The sequence below is a fragment of the Nocardia farcinica genome (assembly GCF_001182745.1).
Classification (GTDB): Bacteria; Actinomycetota; Actinomycetes; order Mycobacteriales; family Mycobacteriaceae; genus Nocardia; species Nocardia farcinica.
Window position 1 is genome coordinate 1,117,694 of sequence record NZ_LN868938.1, and the last position, 22,380, is coordinate 1,140,073.

Annotated in this window: 22 protein-coding genes; 9 read left to right on the plus strand and 13 right to left on the minus strand. The window is 68.6% G+C overall.

Going from position 1 to position 22,380, the window contains the following annotated elements; translation table 11 throughout:
• Window positions 1–63 precede the first annotated feature (63 nt).
• The 7 genes from AMO33_RS05460 to AMO33_RS05480 all read left to right on the plus strand — a co-directional run bounded on the left by AMO33_RS05460 (window position 64) and on the right by AMO33_RS05480 (window position 4,334).
• Window positions 64–582 (plus strand): FBP domain-containing protein, encoded by a 519-nt coding sequence (locus tag AMO33_RS05460; protein WP_060590964.1) that lies wholly within the window; start codon window positions 64–66, stop codon window positions 580–582.
• Entirely contained in the window at window positions 582–1,154 is a 573-nt protein-coding gene (locus AMO33_RS05465; RefSeq protein WP_261307339.1) for a TetR family transcriptional regulator, read from the plus strand. The genes AMO33_RS05460 and AMO33_RS05465 overlap by 1 nt, the downstream gene beginning before the upstream one ends.
• Window positions 1,155–1,167: 13 nt before the next feature.
• Window positions 1,168–1,629, plus strand: coding sequence for a DUF4158 domain-containing protein (locus tag AMO33_RS32930; RefSeq protein WP_076573431.1), 462 nt, complete (start codon window positions 1,168–1,170; stop codon window positions 1,627–1,629).
• A 416-nt stretch (window positions 1,630–2,045) separates the two neighbouring features.
• A complete protein-coding gene (locus AMO33_RS32290; protein WP_060590967.1) occupies window positions 2,046–3,164 on the plus strand; it encodes a Tn3 family transposase in 1,119 nt (372 codons plus the stop codon).
• A complete protein-coding gene (locus AMO33_RS33085) occupies window positions 3,143–3,313 on the plus strand; it encodes a Tn3 family transposase (RefSeq protein ID WP_107103086.1) in 171 nt (56 codons plus the stop codon). The genes AMO33_RS32290 and AMO33_RS33085 overlap by 22 nt, the downstream gene beginning before the upstream one ends.
• Before the next feature lie 234 nt (window positions 3,314–3,547).
• Window positions 3,548–3,826 carry a hypothetical protein gene (locus AMO33_RS05475; protein ID WP_060590969.1) on the plus strand — a complete coding sequence of 93 codons (279 nt, stop codon included), beginning with the start codon at window positions 3,548–3,550 and terminating at the stop codon, window positions 3,824–3,826.
• A 97-nt stretch (window positions 3,827–3,923) separates the two neighbouring features.
• Window positions 3,924–4,334 carry an SgcJ/EcaC family oxidoreductase gene (locus AMO33_RS05480; protein ID WP_060590970.1) on the plus strand — a complete coding sequence of 137 codons (411 nt, stop codon included), beginning with the start codon at window positions 3,924–3,926 and terminating at the stop codon, window positions 4,332–4,334.
• 29 nt (window positions 4,335–4,363) lie between these two features.
• Here the strand turns inward: AMO33_RS05480 and AMO33_RS05485 are convergent, their stop codons facing one another.
• The 6 genes from AMO33_RS05485 to AMO33_RS05510 all read right to left on the minus strand — a co-directional run bounded on the left by AMO33_RS05485 (window position 4,364) and on the right by AMO33_RS05510 (window position 10,372).
• Window positions 4,364–5,530: an AAA family ATPase gene (locus tag AMO33_RS05485; RefSeq protein WP_060590971.1), complete on the minus strand. Its 1,167-nt coding sequence runs from the start codon at window positions 5,528–5,530 to the stop codon at window positions 4,364–4,366.
• Window positions 5,531–5,570: 40 nt separating this feature from the next.
• Window positions 5,571–6,185, minus strand: a complete 615-nt coding sequence (locus AMO33_RS05490) for a recombinase family protein (protein WP_060590973.1) — start codon at window positions 6,183–6,185, stop codon at window positions 5,571–5,573.
• Complete coding sequence (locus AMO33_RS32820; protein WP_307581787.1) at window positions 6,182–6,619, minus strand: TetR/AcrR family transcriptional regulator; 438 nt, start codon at window positions 6,617–6,619, stop codon at window positions 6,182–6,184. The genes AMO33_RS05490 and AMO33_RS32820 overlap by 4 nt, the downstream gene beginning before the upstream one ends.
• Window positions 6,620–6,650: 31 nt before the next feature.
• Entirely contained in the window at window positions 6,651–8,885 is a 2,235-nt protein-coding gene (locus AMO33_RS05500; protein WP_060590974.1) for a glycoside hydrolase family 3 C-terminal domain-containing protein, read from the minus strand.
• 23 nt (window positions 8,886–8,908) lie between these two features.
• Entirely contained in the window at window positions 8,909–9,703 is a 795-nt protein-coding gene (locus AMO33_RS05505; protein ID WP_060593305.1) for a thioesterase family protein, read from the minus strand.
• 222 nt (window positions 9,704–9,925) lie between these two features.
• The gene (locus AMO33_RS05510) at window positions 9,926–10,372 is read right to left on the minus strand and encodes a winged helix-turn-helix transcriptional regulator (RefSeq protein WP_060590976.1); all 447 of its coding nucleotides are present in this window, start codon (window positions 10,370–10,372) and stop codon (window positions 9,926–9,928) included.
• A 135-nt stretch (window positions 10,373–10,507) separates the two neighbouring features.
• Here AMO33_RS05510 and AMO33_RS05515 point away from each other — a divergent pair, with 135 nt between their 5' ends.
• Window positions 10,508–11,380, plus strand: coding sequence for an aldo/keto reductase family oxidoreductase (locus AMO33_RS05515; protein ID WP_060590978.1), 873 nt, complete (start codon window positions 10,508–10,510; stop codon window positions 11,378–11,380).
• Between the two features lie 20 nt (window positions 11,381–11,400).
• Here the strand turns inward: AMO33_RS05515 and AMO33_RS05520 are convergent, their stop codons facing one another.
• The 7 genes from AMO33_RS05520 to AMO33_RS05550 all read right to left on the minus strand — a co-directional run bounded on the left by AMO33_RS05520 (window position 11,401) and on the right by AMO33_RS05550 (window position 20,928).
• On the minus strand, window positions 11,401–12,246 hold the full coding sequence (locus AMO33_RS05520; protein WP_060593306.1) for a fructosamine kinase family protein: 846 nt from the start codon (window positions 12,244–12,246) through the stop codon (window positions 11,401–11,403).
• Between the two features lie 27 nt (window positions 12,247–12,273).
• Window positions 12,274–13,146, minus strand: a complete 873-nt coding sequence (locus AMO33_RS05525; protein WP_060590980.1) for a TIGR03619 family F420-dependent LLM class oxidoreductase — start codon at window positions 13,144–13,146, stop codon at window positions 12,274–12,276.
• Between the two features lie 83 nt (window positions 13,147–13,229).
• The gene (locus AMO33_RS05530) at window positions 13,230–14,036 is read right to left on the minus strand and encodes a HugZ family pyridoxamine 5'-phosphate oxidase (RefSeq protein ID WP_060590982.1); all 807 of its coding nucleotides are present in this window, start codon (window positions 14,034–14,036) and stop codon (window positions 13,230–13,232) included.
• A 334-nt stretch (window positions 14,037–14,370) separates the two neighbouring features.
• Window positions 14,371–15,087 carry a metal-dependent hydrolase gene (locus AMO33_RS05535; RefSeq protein WP_011209483.1) on the minus strand — a complete coding sequence of 239 codons (717 nt, stop codon included), beginning with the start codon at window positions 15,085–15,087 and terminating at the stop codon, window positions 14,371–14,373.
• Between the two features lie 155 nt (window positions 15,088–15,242).
• Window positions 15,243–17,462: a catalase/peroxidase HPI gene (katG, locus tag AMO33_RS05540; protein WP_060590984.1), complete on the minus strand. Its 2,220-nt coding sequence runs from the start codon at window positions 17,460–17,462 to the stop codon at window positions 15,243–15,245.
• 41 nt (window positions 17,463–17,503) lie between these two features.
• Window positions 17,504–17,944, minus strand: a complete 441-nt coding sequence (locus AMO33_RS05545) for a Fur family transcriptional regulator (RefSeq protein WP_011209481.1) — start codon at window positions 17,942–17,944, stop codon at window positions 17,504–17,506.
• 1,157 nt (window positions 17,945–19,101) lie between these two features.
• Complete coding sequence (locus AMO33_RS05550; protein ID WP_060590986.1) at window positions 19,102–20,928, minus strand: NAD(P)/FAD-dependent oxidoreductase; 1,827 nt, start codon at window positions 20,926–20,928, stop codon at window positions 19,102–19,104.
• Window positions 20,929–21,079: 151 nt separating this feature from the next.
• On the opposite strand from AMO33_RS05550, the gene AMO33_RS05555 reads away from it, so the two are divergent.
• The gene (locus AMO33_RS05555) at window positions 21,080–22,351 is read left to right on the plus strand and encodes a GAF domain-containing protein (protein ID WP_060590987.1); all 1,272 of its coding nucleotides are present in this window, start codon (window positions 21,080–21,082) and stop codon (window positions 22,349–22,351) included.
• The last annotated feature ends 29 nt before the right edge of the window (window positions 22,352–22,380 follow it).

Here is a 22,380-nt window from a genome sequence, read left to right on the forward strand (position 1 = left end):
GCCGATCCGAAGTTGTACCGTGGTACAAATTGTATCCATGTACAACTTCGGATCGGAGCCACCATGCGCCCCCTGACCAGAGACGAGGTCCGCGCCGCCATCGCCAACACCGACCCCGGCGAACGGGTGCGCCTGCCCACCTGGTTCGACGAGGTCACCTGGGACCGCATCGACTACCTGGCCTGGCGCGACCCCCGCGCCCCCGTCCGCGCCTACCTCGTCACCGACATCGACGGCACCGCACTCGGCGCACTGCTGCGCCAATGCCCCAGCCAACCCGCCCTGGCCTCCCGCGCCCTCATGTGCGACCTGTGCCGCGCCACCCGCCGCTTCAACGAGGTCTCCCTGTTCACCGCGCGCCGCCCCGCCAAGGACAAACGCCACCGACTCAGCACCCGCGGCCTGCACCTGTGCACCGACCTCGACTGCCACACCACCGTCACGACCCCGCCACCCACCGGCCCCCACGACCCACCCGCCGCCGACATCATCGCCGCCCGCCGGGAGGGCCTGCGCGCCCGCACCGCCGCCTTCCTATGCTCGATCACCGACACCCGCCGACCCACGACCCGGAGACGGTGATGGCATACCTGACACGCGCGCAACGCCGCCGCTCCATCGTGGGCGCCGCGGCCGCGGTGGTGGCCCGCGCGGGCCTCGGCGCGGTCACCGCCCGCGCCGTCGCCGAAGAACTCGGCGGCTCCCCGGGCCAGATCCACCACCACTTCGCCTCCACCGACGAACTCGCCGCCGAAGGCTGGCGGCACTACGCCACCGCCGAAATCGAGTCCTACGAACAGGCCGCCACGGGACTCGACACGCACGCCGCACTCACCCTGTTCTTCGCCGACCTCGTCGAGGACACCGACGGCGACGGCCGCGCCCTGGCCCGCTGGGCCGAAGCAGGCGCCCACGCCCAGCTGCGCCCCGCCGTCGCCGCCGCCTACCTCGACACCCTCGCCCGTCTCACCGACGTCCTCGCCACCGTCCTGGCCGCCACCCACCCCGACCCCGGCCACGCCAGCGCCGCCGCCGGACGACTGCTGATGCTCGGCGTCGGCCTGGCTGGACTCACCCGCCTCACCGACCGGCCACCCGTGCGGGCCGCCACCGTCATGCGCACGGCCATCCAGGCCGAAACCACTACCCGGTGATGAGCTCGACCTGGTGGGCGGTAAGCGGGGTGCGACGCGGTTGGGGTTCGCGATCTTGCTGAGGTTCTACACTGAGCATGGCCGTTCCCCCCCCGGGGGGCGGGCCGAGATCTCGGACAACGCGGTCGCGTACATGGCGCGTCAGGTGGGAGTGGAGCGGACCGACATCGCGTTCTCCGACTGGTCGGGCCGTACGATCGAGTACCACCGTGCCCGGATCCGGCGGGCGCTGGGTTTTCGGGAGTGCAGCGTCGCCGACGCAGACGCGTTGACATGGTGGCTGGTCGATCACGTCACCCAGGCCGAGCGGAGTCCGGAACGAGTGCGTGAGCATCTCCTGGCCGAGTGCCGACGATGGAAGCTGAAGCCCCTACGGCGGGCCGGATCGTGCGGTCCGGGTCGAGCCGGGGTGAGGAGCTGCTGTTCGACCGGGTGTCGTCGCGGTTGCCGACCGAGGTGGTCGCGAAGCTGGTGACACTGGTTGCCCCGGTTGATTCAGAGGATGGCGAGTTGGAGGGCGTAGCGCGGTGCTGGCGTCGATCGGTCGGACCCGGGAAACGTCAGCTTGAATACGATGCTGACCGAGATCGCGAAGCTGGAAGCGGTCCGTGAGGTCGGGGTCCCGGCGGCGGTGTTCGCCGATATCGCGCCGAAGGTCGTGACCGGCTGGCGCGGACGCGCGGCGGTGGAGTCACCGTCGCATCCGCGTGATCATCCGCGGCGAGTGCAGTTGACGCTGCTGGCAGCGTTGCTGCAGTGCCGGTGCCGGGAGATCACCGACACCCCTGGTCGAGCTGCTGAACTCCACGGTGCACCGGATCAACGCCCGCGCCGAGGTGCGGGTGACCAACGAGTTGATCAAAGTTCAAGAAGGTCACCGGTAAGGAGAACTTGCTGTTCAAGGTGGCAGAGGCGACGGTGAAGGCCACGCTGCGTTCGTCCTATGCCAACCACTACCGGTCCAGGCTGATCAAGCTGTTGAGTGTGCTGGAATTCTGCAGCAACAACACCATGCACCGGCCGGTCCTCGACGCACTGGAGCTCATCGGCAAGTATGCGGGCGCGAACCTGCGTTACTACCCGCCCGACGAGCGAGTGTGGGGCGTAGTGCCGTTGATCGACATCGTCAAGGAGGCCGTTCTGCGCACCGGGTGCCTGCGGGCGGTGACCTCGGTCGCCGACCGCGGCCACCTGGCCGAGGAGGTGCTGGTCGAACGGCTGCTGCTGGCGATCTACGCCTACGGCACCAACACCGGTATCCGGGCGGTGGCCGGCAGCACCGATCGCCACAGCGAAGACGAGATCCGCTACGCGCGCCGCCGCTACCTGAACACCGAGGCGGCGCGGCGGATCGCGATCGAGATCGCCACGGTGGTCGTGCACTCCCAGCTGCTGGACTGCTCGGCCTCTGAGGTGCACGCGATGGTCGACGGCGCGATCCACCACGGGACCGAGATGACGGTGTCGGGCAACTACGTCGATACCCACGGCCAGTCCGAGATCGGGTTCGGCATCACAAAACTGCTCGGGTTGGATTTGCTGCCACGGATCAAGCGGATCAACAAGGTGAAGCTGTACCGGCCAGCGGCCGGGGAGCCGGACCTGTGGCCGGGGTTGAAACCGGCCATGACCCGGCCGATCAACCGGGCGAAGATCGGCGAGCAGTACGACCAGATGCTCAAGTACACCACAGCGATCCGCACCGGTAGCGCCTCCACCGAAGCGATCCTGCGCCGGTTCATGAAAGCCAACTCTGCCCACCCAACCTACCAGGCCATGATCGGACTCGGTCGGGCACAGAAGGCGATCTGGCCCGCTACCTGCGCAGTCGCGGACTGCAACGCGAGATCAACGACGGGCTCAACGTCATCGAGTCCTGGAACCGAGCCAACAGCATCATCTTCTACGGTAAGAACGCCGAACTGGCCTCCAACCGCCGCGACGAACAGAAGAAGTCGGTGCAGTGCCTGCGGATCTGACAGGCCGCCATGGTCTACGTCAACACCCTGATGATCCAGGACGTCCTCGCCGACCCGGACTGGGACGCGGTCCTCACCGCCGAGGACCAACGCGGCCTAACCCGGCTGTTCTGGTCCCATGTGCTCCCCTACGGCAAGGTCGAGCTCAACATGAATACCCGCCTTGCCCTCGGCGGATGAGGAAGGCCGCTGACCGAACGCCGTAGAGACGGAGTCGTACTGGTCGGCGCAGCGGATCGCGCCGCCTGGCGCTGATTGAGGGCGAAGATCGGCGACGTCGATGTCTTCGCATCAAGTGGTCTGGACATGTTCGATGGAACTGGATCGTGCTGTGCTGCGTCCTACCGGAATGTAAGGGTTACAAATAGATTCACGATCCGGGGGTTTCAGAACATGTCAACAAAGTCGGCATCGGTGCAGTTCAAGGCAACGCTGGGCAGTGTGGTGACGCTGCTGTCCGTCGGAGCGGTGGTAGTCGGAATCGTCGCCGGCGGTGCCGGCGTGGCGGTGGCTACGCAGGATTTCGCCGCCTCGGATATGGTTCTGCGACAGAATCCGAATGATTCGATCAACTGGGGCAAGGTGGCCCGAGTGACCGGGTCGGCGAACGAGTGCCGCAGCCTGGCCGTCCACTATCCGGGTGGATACTGCCAGCCCTCCAGCAGTGGATCCTGGCTGGTCATGGTGCCCTGAGACACCTGGGTGCAATACCCGGCTGTGCCGGCGCCCGTCGCGATCGTCGCGTTCGGCACAGCCAGCCACCTACTACAGACACAATGAAAGGGATGGAATGGACATCCACGGTGTGATCACCGGCCTCGCCGGCGCGTGGAATGATGGCGATGCCCGCCGATGGGCAGAGCACTTCACCGACGACGTCACATTCGTCGACGAGATCGGGGCGGTCCGTCAGGGTCGCGACGCGATGGCTGACGCGCACCAGCATTGGTTCGCCACCCTCTACCGTGACAGCACGGTCACCATCGAGGTATCCGAGCAGCGGGAACTCGCTCCAGGCGTGACGCTCGCCTATCTGGAGGCGGTGATCACGATGCCGTCACCGCACCCCGGAACGATGCGCACCGCGCACACGGCCGTAGTCACCGGGGGGCAAATCACTGCCTATCACAGCAGCATTCGGCCCGATGTCGAGGGCAAGGACCTGTCCGAGGTCGTCTCGGTGTCCGCAGGACAGCGATAGGGTTGCCGGATTCGGGATCGGGCCCCGGGTCAGCGTTCGTACCAGTTCCACTGGGGCCGGTCCAGGAGTCCCTGTCCAGAGATTGTCGTTTCTCCGGACTGTTTGACCAGCTCGATCGCGGTCACGCTGTGGCCGTTTCGGATCAGTGCGTCGATCACCATCTGAGCGTGAGAAACCACGATGATCTGGGTGTCCTGCGATACCGCGGCGATCAGGTGTCCGAGCGGAGCGAACAGGTCCGGATGCAGGCTGGTTTCCGGTTCGTTGAAGATCAGAAGCTCCGGCGGCCGGGGTGTCAACAGGGCGGCAACGAGCAGCAGGTACCGCAAGGTGCCGTCGGACAGCTCCGCCGCACCGAGCGGCCGTAGGAGTCCTTGCTGCTTCCATTGCAGGTCGAATCGGCCGTTGCGGTCGTCGACGAACACCTGACATCCCGGGAACGCGTCGTCGATCGCTTCATCCAGCAGCTCAGGGTCCCCGATCTCGCGGATCGTCTGGATTGCCGCCGCCAAGTCGGCACCATCTGCGGCGAGGACCGGGGTCCGAGTGCCGACCCGGCTGAGACGGGCCGGGGCATCGGCGTCAGTGCGGAAGTGGTCGTAGAATCTCCAGCCCCGCATCCGGTCCCGCAAGACGAGCAGCTCCGGCGCTGTCGCCGGGTCGGCGAATTCGGAGAGCATGCTGTCGAACGGGGCGATCGCGTAGTCGGCAATGTCCGAGCCGTCGCGTACCAGCACGCGACTGTTGCATCGCTCAACCAGAACCGCGGACGGTCGAAGCACCGGGCCCGACCACACACATTCGGACTTGATCTCCGGGTCCAGTCCGAACATCGTGCGGGTCTCGGCGGAGCCGTCGAGGTCTCCGCCCGGTACGCCCAGATCCACTGCGTAGCCGAACTCGTCACCGGCATATCCCAGCCGCAACGTGACCGGACCACTCTGAAGGCTCGGTTGCCCACGCCGAACGCTGCGGGCACCGTTCGGCGGGCCGGCCCACAACGTTGAAGGTAGGCCGCCCTCCCGCGCCAGAGCGCCCACGGCTCCGTTGCTGGCCGTGTCGGCCAGGAGCCGTAATGCCCGGTACAGGTTGGACTTCCCGGCGCCGTTGGTGCCCGTGATCACCGTCAGCTCACCCAGCGGCACCACCAACTCCCGCAGCGACCGATAGTTCGCCACGCTCAGGGTTGTCAGCACCCTATTCGTCCTCTCCGTACGTTTCGATTCGATTCCACAGCTACGCCTGCGGCATGCCGCTGCTCACGATCCGATGAATGGTGGATCGGCCGACGCTGTATTCCTCGGCAAGGTCCGCCAAGCTGGCGTCGTCTCCGGGGTCGTGGTAGCGGCGATAGATCGTCCTCCGGGCTGCAAGCGGCAACTTCGGTCGCTTGCCCTTGAGACGGCCCTTCGCGCGAGCGTTTGCCATCCCCTCACGGGTCCGTAGGTGGTTCAGGTTCGCCTCGAACTCGGCGACCATCGCCAGCGTTTGCAGGAACAGTTCGCCGAACGGGTCATCCCAGTCGTAGATCGAGCTACCGAGGCCGAACAGCACGCCACGCTCGCGTAGGCCAGTGAGGACTTCACCGGCTTCGGCCATGCTCCGCGCGAACCTGTCGAACTTTGTCGTAGTCAGCACTGCCGGTCGGCCTGTGGCAACTGCCGCCGCCGACGCGGCGGCGAGTGCACTGTCGAGACCGGCTCGGTTCTTGCGCGTCGTTCCGGAGAACCCCGTGTCGATGAAAATTCGGTCGTGCGGCACTCCAAGGGTCCGAAGCCGCTCTGTTTGAACTTCGACGTCCTGCTCATCGGAAGAGCAGCGGCAGTACCCGACGCGAAACGGCTCGTTCACCCGCGTATTGTTCCATATAACGGGGGCTCACCGGAACAGTTCACGGAACACCCGGGCTGGGGTTGTTGGGTCATCCACAGGCGGTGGCTCTGTGACTTGCGGCTGAAAACACGATCCGTACCGGCACCCCTATACACCGGGTCCTCGCCACCCCGACCACACCGGCGCAGATCCACCACCGCCTCCAGCACCTGGCGCACCGTCTCCTCGAACTCCGGTGCGCTGCGCCGCAACTCGGCCAGCAGCGGCATCAACCGCTCCTGCGCCTCGGCCAGATGCCGGGCCGCCAGCGCATGCAGCAACGCCTCCTTGTTCGGAAAGTACTGATACAGGGTGCCGATCGACAGCCCGGCCCGCTCGGCGATGTGATTGGTCGTGGCCGCGAGTCCCCGCCGGGTGAACATCTGCGCCGCCGCCTCCAACAGCGTGTCCACCGTCTCCCGGGAGCGCCGCTGCCGCGGCGCCCTACGCGGACGCTCCGCCATCGGCCGCGCCCAGCGCGCGTGCCAGTGCCTCGGTGTCCATCCCGAAATTCGCCAGCCTGCCCAACGGAATCGACTCCAGCATCCGCATCATGTCCACCCCCAGCGCGTCACCACCGCCGACCATCGCCCCCATCCCGGCCGCCACCTGACCGATCGCCGCGGCCGCCGCCGGATCGGCCAACGCCTCACCCAACGTCGACTCCATCGTGATCGGCACCCGCACCCCGTCCCCGGCCACCGACACCGTGCCGGTGAGCCGGATATCGCGACTGGACGCACCCACGAGCACCTCGTAGTCGCCGCCCTCCACCAGCCACCGATCCACCCGGGTGTCCCAGTACGCCAACTCCGCCCGGCCGATCGTCACCCACACCCGCTCGCTCGCACCGGGTTCCAGATCCACCGTCGCGAAACCCTTCAACTCCCGCGGCGGCCGCACCACCACCGACCCCGGCATGGCGGTGTACACCTGCACCACCTCACGACCCGGCCGCGCCCCGGTGTTGGTCACCGTCACCCCGACCGTGCAACCCGACTCGTCCGACTCCACCGACAACTGCGAATAGTCGAAACTCGTGTACGACAACCCGTGCCCGAACGGAAAGCCCACCGCCAACTCCCGCGCGTCGTACCAGCGATACCCGACGAACAACCCCTCCCCGTACCGCACATGCGAATGCTCGCCGGGAAAGTTCAGATACGCCGGACAGTCCTGCAACCGCAACGGCACCGTCTCCGCCAATCGCCCCGACGGATCCACCCGCCCGAACAACACATCCGCCACCCCACCACCACCGGCCTGCCCCAACAGGCCGCCGTCCAGAATCGCGGGCACCGCCGCCGCCACCGGCGTCAACCGCACCACCCCGCCGTGCGCGAGCACCACCACCGTCTTCGGCTGCACCCGCACGATCTCCTGCAACAACCGCAGCTGTTCGGCGGGCAGCTCGATGTCCTCGCGGTCGAACCCCTCCGACTCCTGACCCGCCGCCAACCCCAGGAACACCACCGCCACCTCGGCCGCCGCCGCGGTCTCCACCGCCTCGGCCCGCATCGCCGCCGCATCACCGGTGCCGTCGGTGGTGAACCCCCGCGCATACGCCACCGTCCCCGGCGCCGCCAGCGCCCGGATCTCGGCCAACGGTATGTCGAGCCGGGTGGCGTTCACATGCGAGCTCCCACCGCCCTGATAGCGCGGCGCCTCCGCGAACTCACCCACCACCGCCAGCGACCGCCCCGCCGACAACGGCAGAATGTCCCCGTCGTTCTTCAACAGCACCACACACCGCCCGGCCACCTCCCGCCCCAACGCATGGTGCGCCGCCACATCCACCGGCTCGGCGGACAACTCCCGGCCCGCCGCCACCCGCTCCGCCAACGCCGCCATCCGCGCGGCCGCCCGATCCAGATCCGCCGGATCCAGCTCACCAGCCTCCACCGCGGCCACGACCCGCGCATCCGAATCACCGCCCCCACCGGGCATCTCCAGGTCCAGCCCCGCCGCCACCGCCCGCACCCGATCGGCCACCGCGCCCCAGTCGCTCACCACCACACCGTCGAACCCCCACTCACCGCGCAACACCTCGGTCAGCAACCACCGGTTCTCGGCCGCGTACACCCCGTTGATGCGGTTGTAGGAACACATCACCGTCCACGGCCGCGCCGCACGCACGATATGCGCGAACGCCCGCAGATAGATCTCCCGCAACGGTCGCGCATCGACGTCCGAACTCGACCGCATCCGATCGTGCTCGGCATTGTTGGCCGCGAAGTGCTTCACCGACGCCCCGACCCCGGTGCTCTGCAACCCGGCCACCCACGCCGCGCCCAACACCCCCGTCAGCACCGGATCCTCCGAGTAGTACTCGAAATTGCGCCCACCGCGCGGATCACGCTTGATGTTCACCCCCGGCCCCAACAACACATCCACCCCCGCCGCCCGCGCCTCGCGCCCCAGCGCCACACCCACCCGGCGCACCAGATCCGCATCCCAGCTCTGCGCCAGCCCCACCGCGGGCGGGAAACACGTCGCCGGCACACTCTCGGCCAACCCCAGGTGATCGGTCGCGCCCACCTGCCTGCGCACCCCGTGCGGGCCGTCGGTCATCGTCACCGACCCGACCGGACCGATCGCCTTGGTCGTCCAGAAATCCGCGCCGCTGCCCAGCGCCGCCTTCTCCGCCGTCGACAGGTCCGCGATCGGTGCGCTCGTCATACGGCCCAGACTAGGTCATCGCGTTAGAAGGCCAGCGCCAACTGACGGGACTGGGCCACCAGCGCGCCGCTGCTGTCCCAGATCTCGAAATCCTCCTCGTGGAAGCCGTTCACCAGGTGTTTCGTGCTCACCCGGCACGCCAGCCAGCCCGGCGCCGGACGCCTGCGGATGTGCGCGGTCAACTCGATCGTCGACGACCCGCCGATCCCGTGATCGAACACCACCGGGGGAGCGGCGTCCACCAACGCCGCCAGCGCGATCGGATCCGCCTCCCGCCCGTCGGCGAACCGCATCCAGAACTCCCACGTCGTCGCCCCGCGCGGCGTCCCGCGGAAGAATCCGGGCAACTCCGGCATCCGGTACTCCACCCGCGCCCCGATGCCGTCGCCGCGATCCCGCCCCTCGTGCGGGTCGACGCACTCCCGTGGCGCCGGAAGCGCCGGGGCCACCCCGGCCTCCATCGTCGGCCCCTGCGCCGCACCGAGATCGCTGAAGGTCGCCAGCACCCGCACGATCTCCCGATCCTCGCGCAGCAACGTCGCCGCCCCGGTCCCGGTGCGCCGCCCGATCCGCGCCGTCTCCGTCGACACCCGCGCCGGACCCGGCGTCCCCGGCCGCAGGAAATGCCCCGACGCCGACAACAGGTCCGGCTGCGGCACCTCCCGCGCCAGCGCCTGCAGACAGACCGCGAACAGGTACCCGCCGTTGGCCGTCCCGGCCGGAGTGTTCCACCGATCGGTCAACTCGAGCGCATACACATGCTCGCCCACCGGGGTGCTCGCGGTATCGACGTCGAAAGCGTGCGCGGTAGTGGTCATCGAAATCCTTTCCCTCACCCCGATCATCGCGTACCCCACCGCCACGGACCGCCGCGGCCCCGGGGGTGCCGCGATCGCCCGGCTACCCCTCGCGCACCATACCCGCCGGCACCGCGGCCACCAGCTTCCCGCCGCGCCCGCCGACAGTGAGATCCGGCCCGCCCGACCGCGCCGTGGGCGGTAGCCCTTTCGTCGAGCTGTCGGACGGTTGGATGTGAGTCGTCAGGGGGTGCGCGTGTCGTAGTTCTCGCGGTGGGCGAGTACCTCGGCCATGTGTGTCTGCGCCCAGTGTCTGAGCCCGCGGGTCATGTGGTGGAGCGAGAGGCCGAGGTCGGTCAGCTCGTAGGAGACCGTGACAGGGACGGTCGGCGTCACGGTACGGGTGAGCAGACCATCGCGCTCCAGCGACCGTAGCGTCTGGGTCAGCATCTTCTGGCTGGCTCCGGCGAGAAGCCGAGAGATCTCGGAGTAACGCATCGGTTTCGGACCGTCTGCGTCCGCGGCACCGGGCCGACCGGAACTGTTGTCGCCGCCCAGCGCACACAGGATCAGGACGACCCACTTGTCCGAGATTCGCTCGAGCAGTTGCCGGCTGGGGCACCCAGCCAAGAACGCGTTGTACTCCACCTTGGCCTGAGCCCTCTTCTCGGCCGCCTTCATCGTCGTCACTGATCGCACCTCTCACCACTGGGTGGGTTACGCACTCCCGAGTGCCTACTTCCCGACAGGAAGTTTCTCTCCAATGCTGATGTAGGAATCCAGCAGGGGCCACCCACCCCCGAGTGCACGACGAAAGGCACCACGATGAGCACACCCTCCCTCCCTCTTCCCGGCGGCACCTGGACGCTCGGTGACCTGACCGTCACCCGGTTCGGCTACGGCGCCATGCAACTGGCCGGCCCGGGGGTGATGGGGCCGCCCGCCGATCGCGAGGGTGCCCTGGCCGTGCTGCGTGAAGCGGTCGCCCTCGGTATCACACACATCGACACCAGCGACGCCTACGGGCCGCGCGTCACCAACGAGTTGATCCGCCAGGCACTGCACCCCTATCCCGACTCGCTCCACATCGTGACCAAGGTGGGCGCGACCCGCGACGAACAGGGCGGCTGGCCGACAGCCCGTCGACCCGACGATCTGCGCCGCCAGGTCCACGACAACCTCGAGTCCCTCCGCCTCGACGTACTCGACCTGGTCAACCTCCGACTCGGCAACGCCCAAGGTCCCCAGCCCGGCTCGCTCGCCGAGGCGTTCGAGACGCTCGTCGAACTCCAGCAGCAGGGCCTCATCCGCCACCTCGGGATCAGCAACGCCACCGAGGAGCAGGTCACCGAGGCACAGCACATCGCGCCGATCGTGTGCGTGCAGAACATGTACAACCTCGCCCACCGCCACGACGACAAGCTCATCGACCGGCTCGCCACCGACGGCGTCGCGTACGTGCCCTTCTTCCCCCTCGGGGGCTTCACCCCGCTTCAGTCCTCGACGCTCTCGGCGGTCGCCGCTCGACGGGAGACGACACAGATGTCCGTCGCGCTGGCCTGGCTGCTGCAGCGATCACCGAACATCCTGCTCATCCCCGGCACGTCATCGACGGCACATCTGCGCCAGAACATCGCCGGCGCCGGACTCACCCTCTCTGATGAGGACTTGACCGAGCTGGACGACATCAACCGCTGAACACCCCAACGCCGACCGCCTCATCCGGCCAAGGCCGCCCGCGCCGCCGCGATCACCTGCCCCCGATACGACCCGCCGAACAACACCACATGCACCAGCAGCGGCGCCAACTGATGCACCGGCACCCGCGCCCGCCACCCCTCCGTCAGCGGCGCGACCTCCTGATACGCCCCCAGGATCCGATCCAGGTACGGCGCACCGAACAACGCGAGCATCGCCAGATCCGACTCCCGATGCCCGCCGTGCGCCGCCGGATCGATCACGCGGGCACCCTCCGCCGTCCACACCACGTTCCCCGACCACAGATCACCGTGAATCCGCGACGGCGGCTCCGCCGGCCCGCCCAGCACCTCGATCCGGTCGACCACCTGCTCCACCACCCGCACCCCCTCCGCGCCCAGCACACCGGCGGCCCGGCGCAGGTACGGCACCACCCGCCGCTCGGCGAACCACGAGGACCACGGACCGCTCGACCGCGTGTTGTCCTGCGGCAGCTCGGCGATCCACCCCTGCCACGGCGCACCGAACCACTCCGCCCCGCTCGTGTGCAGCCGCGCCAGCCCACGACCGAACCGCTCCGCCGCCTCGGCACTCGGCGCCGCGGCCGACAGCCACGGCAACACCAGCAGCCCCTCGCCGTCGGCCAGCACCGGCACCGGCAGCTCGGCATCCCCCTCGGCCAGCCAGCGCAACCCGGCCGCCTCCGCTGCCAGCACCGGCCCGTGCGCCGCCGTGTGCTTCACGAACACCGCACGCCCGTCCGCCAAGCGCATGCGCGCCAACCGCCACCCGTGGCTCGACCCCAGATCGGTCACCTCCGTGACGGGAGACCCGACCGCCGAACCCACCCTGCTCGCGATCTCCATGCCCGCCACGCTACGAGACGAAAACCCTCAGGAGGTGCGTCCGACGACCTTCTCCGCGAACCGCTCCAGATTCGCGATCTTGGTGTCCAGACTCTCGTTGTCCGGTTCCCGGGTGTAGGGATTGCGGAAGCCCACGATCACATCCGTCACGCCCTTGTCCTCGAGCCGCTTCACCCCGTCGACGGTGAACCCGTCCACCGAGATGACGTGGATCTCGAAGTCCTTGCGCGCGCCGTATTCCGCACGCAGCGCGTCCAACTCCGCCAGCAGCCGGTCCAGCTCCTGCGGGTCACCGCCCGCGTGCATCCAGCCGTCCCCGCGCTGCGCCGCCCGCCGCAGCGCCGCCTTGCTGTGACCGCCGATGAGGATCGGAATCGGCTCGGTCGGCACCGGGCTGATCTTGATCGGCGGCAGGTCGTAGTACTCGCCGTGGTACTCGAAGTAGCCGCCCGCGGTCAGCCCGCGCACGATATCGATGCACTCGTCCATCCGCGCGCCGCGCTTCTCGAACGGCACGCCCATGATCTCGAAATCGTCCGGCCACGGACTGATCCCGACGCCCAAGCCGAGCCGGTTGCCGCTCAACGCCGCCACCGATGCCGCCTGCTTGGCCACCAGTACCGGTGGGCGGATCGGCAGTTTGAGCACGAACGGGGTCAGCCGCAGCCGGGTGGTCGCCGCGGCGATCACCGCCGACAGCACGAACGCCTCGACGAACGGCTTGTCCTCCAAGAACTCCCGGCTGCCGTCGGGGGTGTAGGGGTAGGTGGCCTCGGAATCCCGCGGATAGGCGATGCTGTCGGCGATCGTCATCGAGGTATACCCCGCCGCCTCGGCCGCCTGTGCCAGGGGCACGTAGAACGAGGGGTCGGTCATCGTCTCCGCGTAGGTGAACCGCATGCCACAGCCTTCCTGTTCGCGGCGGGCAGCGTGATCGCGGCCACACCGTGTCCGCCCAATCAATCACCCGGCCCCGGTGGCCGTCAAGGCCGGTTCCCGCTGCGTGAGCGTCGCGCCAATTCGACCGTCGCCGCACGTAATTCGCCTACGTCGTCGAGCGGCGCCAGGTAACCGACCCTGGTGCGCGCCACCCCGCGCGGTGTCTCCACCCGCAGGTCCAGGCCGTAGCGGTCGGCCCGTTCGCACCGCGCCGCCGTGGCGTCCGGGTAGCCGCCCAGCGCCCGGGCCATATCGGCCAGCGCGTCGGCGTGATCGTCGTTGAGGTGCGCGACCGCGCGGGCCGCGGCGGGCACGATCGGATCGGGACGGGCCGCGGCGTACTGCTCGGCGGTGGCCGAATCCATCCGCCCGTAACCACCGACCCACCGCACCCGGTGCACCCGCAGGATCCACACCGTGAAGTCGCTGTAGTCGATGTAATGGCGCGCGGCGGGCACGGCTGCCAGGTGTGCGCTCCGTGCCGCATCGGCCTCGTCCCCGGTCGGCTGCTCGACCACGCCGGCCAGCGTCACCCGGGTGCCGGCCAGCGGGTCGGTGGGCACCTCCGGCGCCACGATCGACAGGCTCGCCCGCGGATCGGCCGCGAGATTGCGCCCGTGCTCGGCCAGCCGGGACACACACAGCACCGGCCGGCCGCCCAGTTCGCCGTAGGTGACGAACGAGGCCCAGGGACCGCCGTCCTCGGACAGGCTCGCCAGCGTGGCGATATTGGTGGCGGCCACCACCGTCCTGGCCTCCTCGGCCGCCGAGGGACGGGTGGCATCCACCACCGGCGCGATGGGCTGGGGGACCGAAGGGGCGTCGCCGGGATCACCGTGATCGAGAGTCATGAGCCAAGGGTGCCACCGGGTGGCGGGGGAGGGGAGGGGTGCTCGGAGGACCTGTGGAGCGAGGGGGGAGCCAGGGATCGGCCTGTGAGTGAATCGGCGGCACAGCAGGATTTCTGGTATCGCAGGCGGATCCCGAGACAAGGAGAGGGAATCGACCGGATCGGCGAGCCCAGTACCGATTAAAGATAGCTATACGACGATATGCGCATCAATGCATACAGAGCCTATCCAACTCACCACACACGAAACCCACACTCCTCACCTCCCGAAAAGCTGAGGAGGGCCAAGGGACCAGACCCCCGGCGGCCTCACGGTGCCGCCGGGACAGCATCGCTCACGCGGGCACGGTGAAGACGTGCCAGAGCACAGCCAACGTGCCGACGGTGAACAGCGGTGCGAGAACCCAGGTTTCGACCTTGTTGCCGGTCCGCTCGATGATGGGGAAACAGGTGCGTGGCTTGAACGGCCACAGCAGGGGACAGCCGCGGTCGGTGAGGCAGTCGCCGAGCAGGTGGGCCAGGGCGCCGAGGCCGACGCAGAAGGGCAGCCACGCGGGCTTGTCGCTGATCCAGTGGTCCATCACGAAGGTGCCCGCTGCCGCCAGCACGACGACGGTGCCCCAGCTGCGGATGTCGTCTCCCGGCGGGTACAGGTGCAGGGCCCGCACGGCGAGTGCGAGCAGGAAGAAGGCCAGGGCGAGGGTGAACGGCCGTCCGATCCAGTGCATTCCGGCCCAGGTGCCGTAGGCGGCGGCGACCACGAACAGCAGGGAGTGCGTGCCTTGGCGGTGCCCGCCGGAGACCTTGGCGATGATCTTGCAGGCGAAATACGACAGCGGCCCGAGCACATGCGCGAGCGTGCCTTTCGGGTGATCGGCGTCGGGCAGCAGCGCCGCACCGGCCGTGAGGAAGACGCCGAGCAGCACGTCGACGGGCCCGAGGCGGGCGTCCACGTCCTGCATCACCGGATAGGTCACCACCGCGAGCGGCAGCGTCGCCGCCGCCACCGACCAGGCGAGCGCGCCGCTGGTCGCATGAGAATGTCCGAGCACCGCGTCGAGAGTAGTTGAACGCCGGTCCGGTTCGTTCCCGCGGGCAACGTTCCCGCTGTCGTGGATGCCGGTGCGGCGCTTGCCGGTAACGCGACGGCGCCCCGCGGACGCGAGGTCCGCGGGGCGCCGTGCCCGAGGGGATCGGGCGTGGGGGATCAGGCGAGGTCGAACCGGTCCAGGTTCATCACCTTGTTCCACGCGGCGACGAAGTCCTGCACGAACTTCGGCTTGGCGTCGTCGGTGGCGTAGACCTCGGCGAGCGAGCGCAGCACCGAGTTCGAGCCGAACAGCAGGTCGACCCGGCTGCCGGTCCACTTCTGGGCGCCGGTGGCGGCGTCCTTGCCGACGTAGGTGCCGTCGTCGGTGGGGGAGGGCTCCCACACGACGCCCATGTCGAGCAGGTTGACGAAGAAGTCGTTCGTGAGCGACTCCGGCGTCTCGGTCAGCACGCCCAGCGGGGAGCGCTGGTAGTTGGCGTTGAGCACGCGCAGACCACCCACCAGCACGGTCATCTCCGGCGCGGTGAGGGTGAGCAGGTTCGCCTTGTCCACCAGCAGGTACTCGGCGGGCAGCGGGTTGGCCTTGCCGAGGTAGTTGCGGAAGCCGTCGGCCTTGGGCTCGAGCACCGCGAAGCCCTCGGGGTCGGTGAGCTCCTGCGTGGTGTCGGCGCGGCCCGGGGTGAAGGGCACCTCGACCGCCACGCCGGCGTTGCGGGCGGCCTGCTCGACCGCGGCGACACCGCCGAGGACGACCAGGTCGGCGAAGGAGACCTTCTTGTTGCCGGTCTGGGCCGCGTTGAACTGCTCCTGGATGCCTTCCAGTACCGCGATGACGCGGGCCAGCTCGTCGGGCTCGTTGACCTCCCAACCCAGCTGCGGCTGCAACCGGATGCGCCCGCCGTTCGCGCCGCCGCGGTAGTCGCTGCCGCGGAAGGAGGAGGCCGCCGCCCAGGCGGTCTTCACCAGCTGCGAGATCGACAGCTCCGAGGCCAGGATCTGCTCCTTGAGCGCGGCGATGTCGGCGGCGTCGACGAGTTCGTGATCGACCGCGGGGATCGGGTCCTGCCACAGCTGCACCTCGCTGGGCACCTCGGGGCCGAGGTAGCGGGTGACCGGACCCAGGTCGCGGTGGGTCAGCTTGAACCAGGCGCGGGCGAAGGCGTCGGCGAACTCGTCCGGGTTGTCCTTGAACCGCCGGGAGATGACTTCCATCTCGGGGTCGACGCGCAGCGACAGGTCGGTGGTGAGCATGGTGGGCAGGCGCTTCTTCGCCGGATCGAACGGATCCGGGATGATCGGCTGGGCGTCCTTGGCGACCCACTGGTTCGCCCCGGCCGGGCTCTTGGTGAGTTCCCACTCGTAGCCGAAGAGGATCTCGAAGAAGTCGTTGCTCCACTGGGTGGGCTTGGTGGTCCAGACGACCTCGAGGCCGCTGGTGATCGCGTCGGCGCCCTTGCCGGTGCCGTGCGAGCTCTTCCAGCCCAGGCCCATCTGCTCGAGCGGGGCGGCTTCGGGCTCCGCGCCGACGAGCGCGGCGTCACCGGCGCCGTGGGTCTTGCCGAAGGTGTGACCGCCCGCGATGAGCGCGACGGTCTCTTCGACGGTCATGCCCATGCGACCGAAGGTGTCCTTGATGTCCACGGCGGCCGCCAGCGGATCCGGGTTGCCGTTGGGCCCTTCGGGGTTGACGTAGATCAGGCCCATCTGGACCGCGGCCAGCGGGTTCTCCAGGTCGCGTTCACCGCTGTAGCGCTTGTCGCCCAGCCACTCGGCCTCGGGGCCCCAGTAGACGTCCTCCTCCGGTTCCCACACGTCGACGCGGCCGCCCGCGAAACCGAAGGTCTTGAAGCCCATGGTCTCGAGCGCGACGTTGCCGGCCAGGATCATCAGGTCGGCCCACGAGATGTTCTGGCCGTACTTCTTCTTGACCGGCCACAGCAGGCGGCGGGCCTTGTCCAGGTTGCCGTTGTCGGGCCAGCTGTTGAGCGGGGCGAAGCGCTGCTGCCCGGTGTTGGCGCCGCCGCGGCCGTCGGAGGAGCGGTAGGTGCCCGCGCTGTGCCAGGCCATGCGGATCATGAGCGGGCCGTAGTTGCCGAAGTCGGCGGGCCACCAGTCCTGGGATGTGGTCAGCACCTCGGCGATGTCGGCCTTGACCGCGGCCAGGTCGAGGGAGTTGAACGCGGCCTTGTAGTCGAAGTCGCCGAGCGGGTTGCCTTCGGCGGGGTTCTTGGCCAGCACCTTCAGGTTGAGCTGGTTGGGCCACCACTCGTGGTTGCCGCCGCCCTGCAGCGGGTGCCGCAGGCGGCCGGTGACCGGGCAGCCGCCGGCGGCGGGTTCCGTATTGGCTTCACCGATGGGCGGGTGTTCCACAGACACGGCGTTTCCTTTCGGGGGAGAAGCGAGTAAGCAGGCTGTGCTCACTTCGGTGGTGCGGACAGAGCTTTCGAACAGTCGGGGCAGTGGCCCCAGTAGATGACCTCCGCCTCGTCGACGACGAAACCGTGGTCGTGGGAGGCATCGAGGCAGGGCGCTTCGCCCACCGCGCAGTCGACGTCGACGATGACGCCGCAGTCACGGCAGACGAGATGGTGGTGGTTGTCGTCGACCCGGGTCTCGTAGCGGGCGACCGAGCCCATCGGCTGGATGCGACGCAGCAGTCCGGCCGTGGTCAGTGCGCGCAACACGTCGTAGACCGCCTGGTGGGACACCGCTCCGACGCTCTCGCGCACCCGTCCCAGGATCGAGTCCGTGTCCGAGTGCGGATGCTCGTGCACCACGCTCAGCACGGCCAGCCGCTGCGCGGTGACCCGGAGGGACGCGCCGCGCAGGAGCTGCTCGAAATCGGGAACCTTGGACACACTCCGAAAGTTTACACATTCAAGTTTGGAGCACCAGTGAATCGCGGAAAAATGATCGTGAACACACGGTGATGCCCGTGGTGCTGACCGTAGTCCGCCGACCGGACTGTGTACGTGGATTCAGGGATCGGGGGGAGACGGTCGCGAATCTGCGCCGGCCGTCGGCGATTCGGTCTATCGGGGGCAGGTCGGGCCGAGGGGTGATGCTGCAAGGTTCTTGACGCGCTCCGGCGCAGGAGTGGGCGGTGGCGGCCGCTGCGGGTCGTGGTCGGCGGTGCCGAGCGGATCGAATCCGTCCGGAAGAGCAGAACGTGACGGCGTCCTAGCGGTCAACCGTGCGATCGGTTTTGGAGTATCCGGAAGCTGGCACGGCGGCCGGTACGGCATGCGGCGTCGGAGGTGGACTGAGCGCCCGGGATGGTGTGGGTGTGGGTGCGCGGCCTCGGCGCGGACGGAAGCGAGGTCGGTCAGCAGCATGGGACGGCGCGCGGTGACCCGCAAAGTTCATGTCACCCGAGGCTGCACACCCGCGCATCACGGTCCTGATGTCGATCCCTGTCAATCCTGCGAATCAGCCTCGAGGTCATTGCGGGGAGGAGGGGGTGGCGCCGCGCCGGCCGGTTCCCGGCGGTCCAGCACACCCTTTACTTAACATAATGTAGATTATCGGCGTAGAAACGATGGTGACGGAAGGGGCTGTCGCCATCTTTCGGCATTACTGTCGCGCCCCTGTGTGCGGCCCGTGTTCGATGGCCGCCGAACCTCTGACCCCTGTGGTGGCCGAGTGGATGGATCCCTGGCGAACACCTCCACGCTGCGTTGCGTGGGAACTGTGGGGCGGATCCTTGCTCTCGCGCACCCAGCCTTCCGCGCCGCCGGAATTTTTCCGGTCATCGGTATCGTGGCAGGCTGATCTCGGCGTGGTGTAACCCACCGTCCAGGTCGCCTCGTGCCGCGACCCGGGAAGCCACTCCCCTCTGCCTCCCCCTTGTTCCACGAATCGTCACGTGACGATAAAAGCGGCTGGCAGGAACACTTCGGAAATCCCCCACGCGCCCGATCATCAGTGCGCTACCGCGCCTGGCGCGCGACCGGCACCGTGAGCACGGCAATGCCGGGCCGCTCCTTGTGGGAGCGGCCCGGCATCCGGGATTGCCTCAGCTCAGGTGGTAGACCTCCTGGAGGCCGTAGACCGGGGTCGGGATGTTCTCGTAGCGGGCCTTGAGTTGCAGGGCCAGGTACAGGGAGTAGTGGCGGGACTGGTGGAGGTTGCCGCCGTGGAACCACAGGCCGTCCTGCTGGGTGGGCTTCCACATGTTGCGGAGTTCGCCTTCGAACGGGCCCGGGTCCTTGGTGGTGCCGGAGCCGTAGCCCCAGCACTTGCCGACCTTGTCGGCGACGTCCTGGCCGATGAGGTCGGCGGCCCAGCCGTTCATCGAGCCGTAGCCGGTGGCGTAGACGACGAGGTCGGCGGGCAGTTCGGTGCCGTCCTCGAGGATCACCGAGTGTTCGGTGAGCTCGCGGACCTGGCCGTGGGCGAGTTTGATGTCGCCGTTGGCCACCAGCTCCGAGGCGCCGACGTCGATGTAGTAGCCGGAGCCGCGGCGCAGGTACTTCATGAACAGGCCGGAGCCGTCGTCGCCCCAGTCGAGCTGGAAGCCGGCGCGTTCGAGGCGGGCGTAGAAGTCGGCGTCGCGTTCGCGGATGGCGTCGTAGATCGGGATCTGGAACTGGTGCATGATCCGGTACGGCATGGACGCGAAGGTGAGGTCGGCCTTGTCGGTGGTCATGCCCGCGGCGAGGGCGCGTTCGGAGTACAGGTCACCCAGGCCGAGTTCCATCAGCGAGTCGGACTTGACGATGTGGGTCGAGGAGCGCTGCACCATCGTCACGTCGGCGCCGGCTTCCCACAGGGCGCCGCAGATGTCGTGCGCGGAGTTGTTGGAGCCGATGATCACCGCGCGCTTGCCGGCGTAGGCGTCGGGGCCGGGGTGCTGGCTGGAGTGGTGCTGGTCGCCCTGGAAGCGGTCCATGCCCGGGAAGTTCGGGATGTTGGGCTTGCCGGACATGCCGGTGGCGAGCACGAGGTGCTTGGGTCGCAGGACCAGGGGTTCGCCGTCGCGTTCGACGTGCACGGTCCATTCGCCGGTCTGCTCGTCGTAGGTGGCGCTGCGGCAGACGGTCTTGGACCAGTACGGCACCTCCATGATCTTGGTGTACATCTCGAGCCAGTCGCCGATCTTGTCCTTGGGGGTGAAGACCGGCCAGTTGTCCGGGAACGGCAGGTAAGGCAGGTGGTCGTACCAGACGGGGTCGTGCAGGCACAGCGACTTGTAGCGTTTGCGCCACTGGTCGCCGGGACGGTCGTGCTTGTCGACGACGAGGGCGGGCACGCCGAGCTGGCGGAGCCGGGCGCCGAGGGCGATGCCGCCCTGGCCGCCGCCGACGACGACCACGTAGGGCTGGCGGGTCACGCCGAGTTCGCGTTCTTCCTGCTCGCGCTGTTCGGACCAGGTGACGCGCTCGCGGTTGGCGCCGTGTTCGACGCCTTTGGGCCTGCGGGGGCCCTTGTTCTCCTCGTGGCCCTTGAGCTCGCGCAGTGAGGTGAGCAGGGTCCAGGCGCCGCCGTCGGTGAGGCGCAGGTGTCCGGCGGCGCGGCCGACGGCGGTTTCGAAGCCGATCCAGGCGGTGATGACGCCGTCGGCTTCGGTGACGGGTTCGGTGGTGTGGAAGCCGCGCGGGTCGGTGTCGTCGAGGCGGGCGCGCAGCATGTCGGTGACGCCGTCGCGGCCTTCGACGGTCTTGATGTTCCAGGTGAAGGCGATCAGGTCGCGCCAGAAGCTGTCCACCGCGAACATGCCCGCCGCCGCCTCGATGTCGCGGGCGGCGAGGGCGGTTTCGAACTCGCGCAGCCACGTCTCGACCCTGGTCTGGGGGTCGAGTGCTTCCTCGGGTGCCGCCGACGGTTCGAGTGTCCGAGTCATCGGATGTTCCTTCCCACGTTGTTGTGTGAGCTACAGCACAACGCACGGAAATCCGAGTAACAATCGTTGCAGGGCGTTGCATCATCGGTGGTCGTGCGCCGGGGCCCGGGCCGCGTTCGGCGCACCTCGAGCAAGAAGGCGGACAGGCATCATGGGCGAATTCAGTGCGATCACTCCGGGGACGGACCTCCCCCGCTATGCCCGTGACCTGGTGCGGATGCACGATGCGGTGATCGGCGGTGGTCGTTCGCCGATGCGGCCGCGCACGGTGGTGGCGCGGTCCTGGTCGCGGGTGCTGGCGGCGGGGCTGGTGCCGGATCGGCCGAACGAGCGCACGGTGTTGCCGTTGTCGGAGGTGGAGCGGCGGCGCCGGGAGTCGCCGTTGGGCGCGGTGATCGGTGAGGTGACGCAGCTGATCGAGGGGATCGCCGATGCCGCGCAGATGCTGATGGTGGTCAGTGACGCGGACGGGGTGGTGTTGTGGCGGGCCGGGTCGACGAAGGTGCGTCATCGCGCGGACGGGTTGGGGTTCCAGGAGGGTGCGCGCTGGACCGAGCCCGCGGTGGGGACGAACGCGATCGGGACGGCGCTGGCGGAGGCCGAGCCGGTGCAGTTGGTCGCCGGTGAGCACTTCGAGCAGTCGCAGCATCCCTGGTACTGCACGGCGGCGCCCGTGCACGATCCGCGCACGGGCGAGTTGATCGGGGTGGTGGACGTCAGCGGTCCGGCGTTGACGTTGCATCCGACGATCACGGCGTTGATCGGGGCGGCGGTGCGGTTGGCGGAGGGGCAGTTGGCCCGGTATCAGCAGGAGCGGTTGGAGCGGTTGCGGACGGCGTCGATGCCGGCGTTGTCGGCGGTGCGCGGGCCTGCCTTGCTGGTGGACGAGCACGGGTGGGTGGCGCACGCGGTGGGGGTGGCGGCGGGTCGGCGGATCGCGGTGCCGGATGCGGTGCGGGCGGTGCATGTGCCGGGCCTGGGGTTGTGCGAGGCGGAGCCGTTGAACAGTGGGTGGCTGGTGCGGCCGCGGTCGGCCGACGATCGGATCCGGTTGACGTTGGATCTGTCGGGTGCGCCGGTGCTGGTGGCGCGGGGTGAATCGGATTGGCGGCGAACGCTGTCCACGCGGCATGCCGAGATCCTGTTGTTGTTGGATCGGTGTGGTGCGGCGGGAATGACGGTGGCGGCGTTGAGTGCGGCCTTGTACGGCGATCCCGATCATGCGGTGGCGGTGCGGGCGGAGTTGTCGCGGTTGCGGCGGGTGGTGGGGTCGGTGGTGGAGAGCCGTCCATATCGGTTGGCGCCGGCGGTGGAGTTGACGGTGAGCTGCGGGGGTCTGGAGGTCGCGGAGAGTGCGTTCGTGCGGGAGTCGTCGAGTCCGGGGGTGCGGGCGTTGGCGAACCAGCCGGACGCGAGAAGATGAGACGATTTGGCCGAATTTCTCTCTCCGGT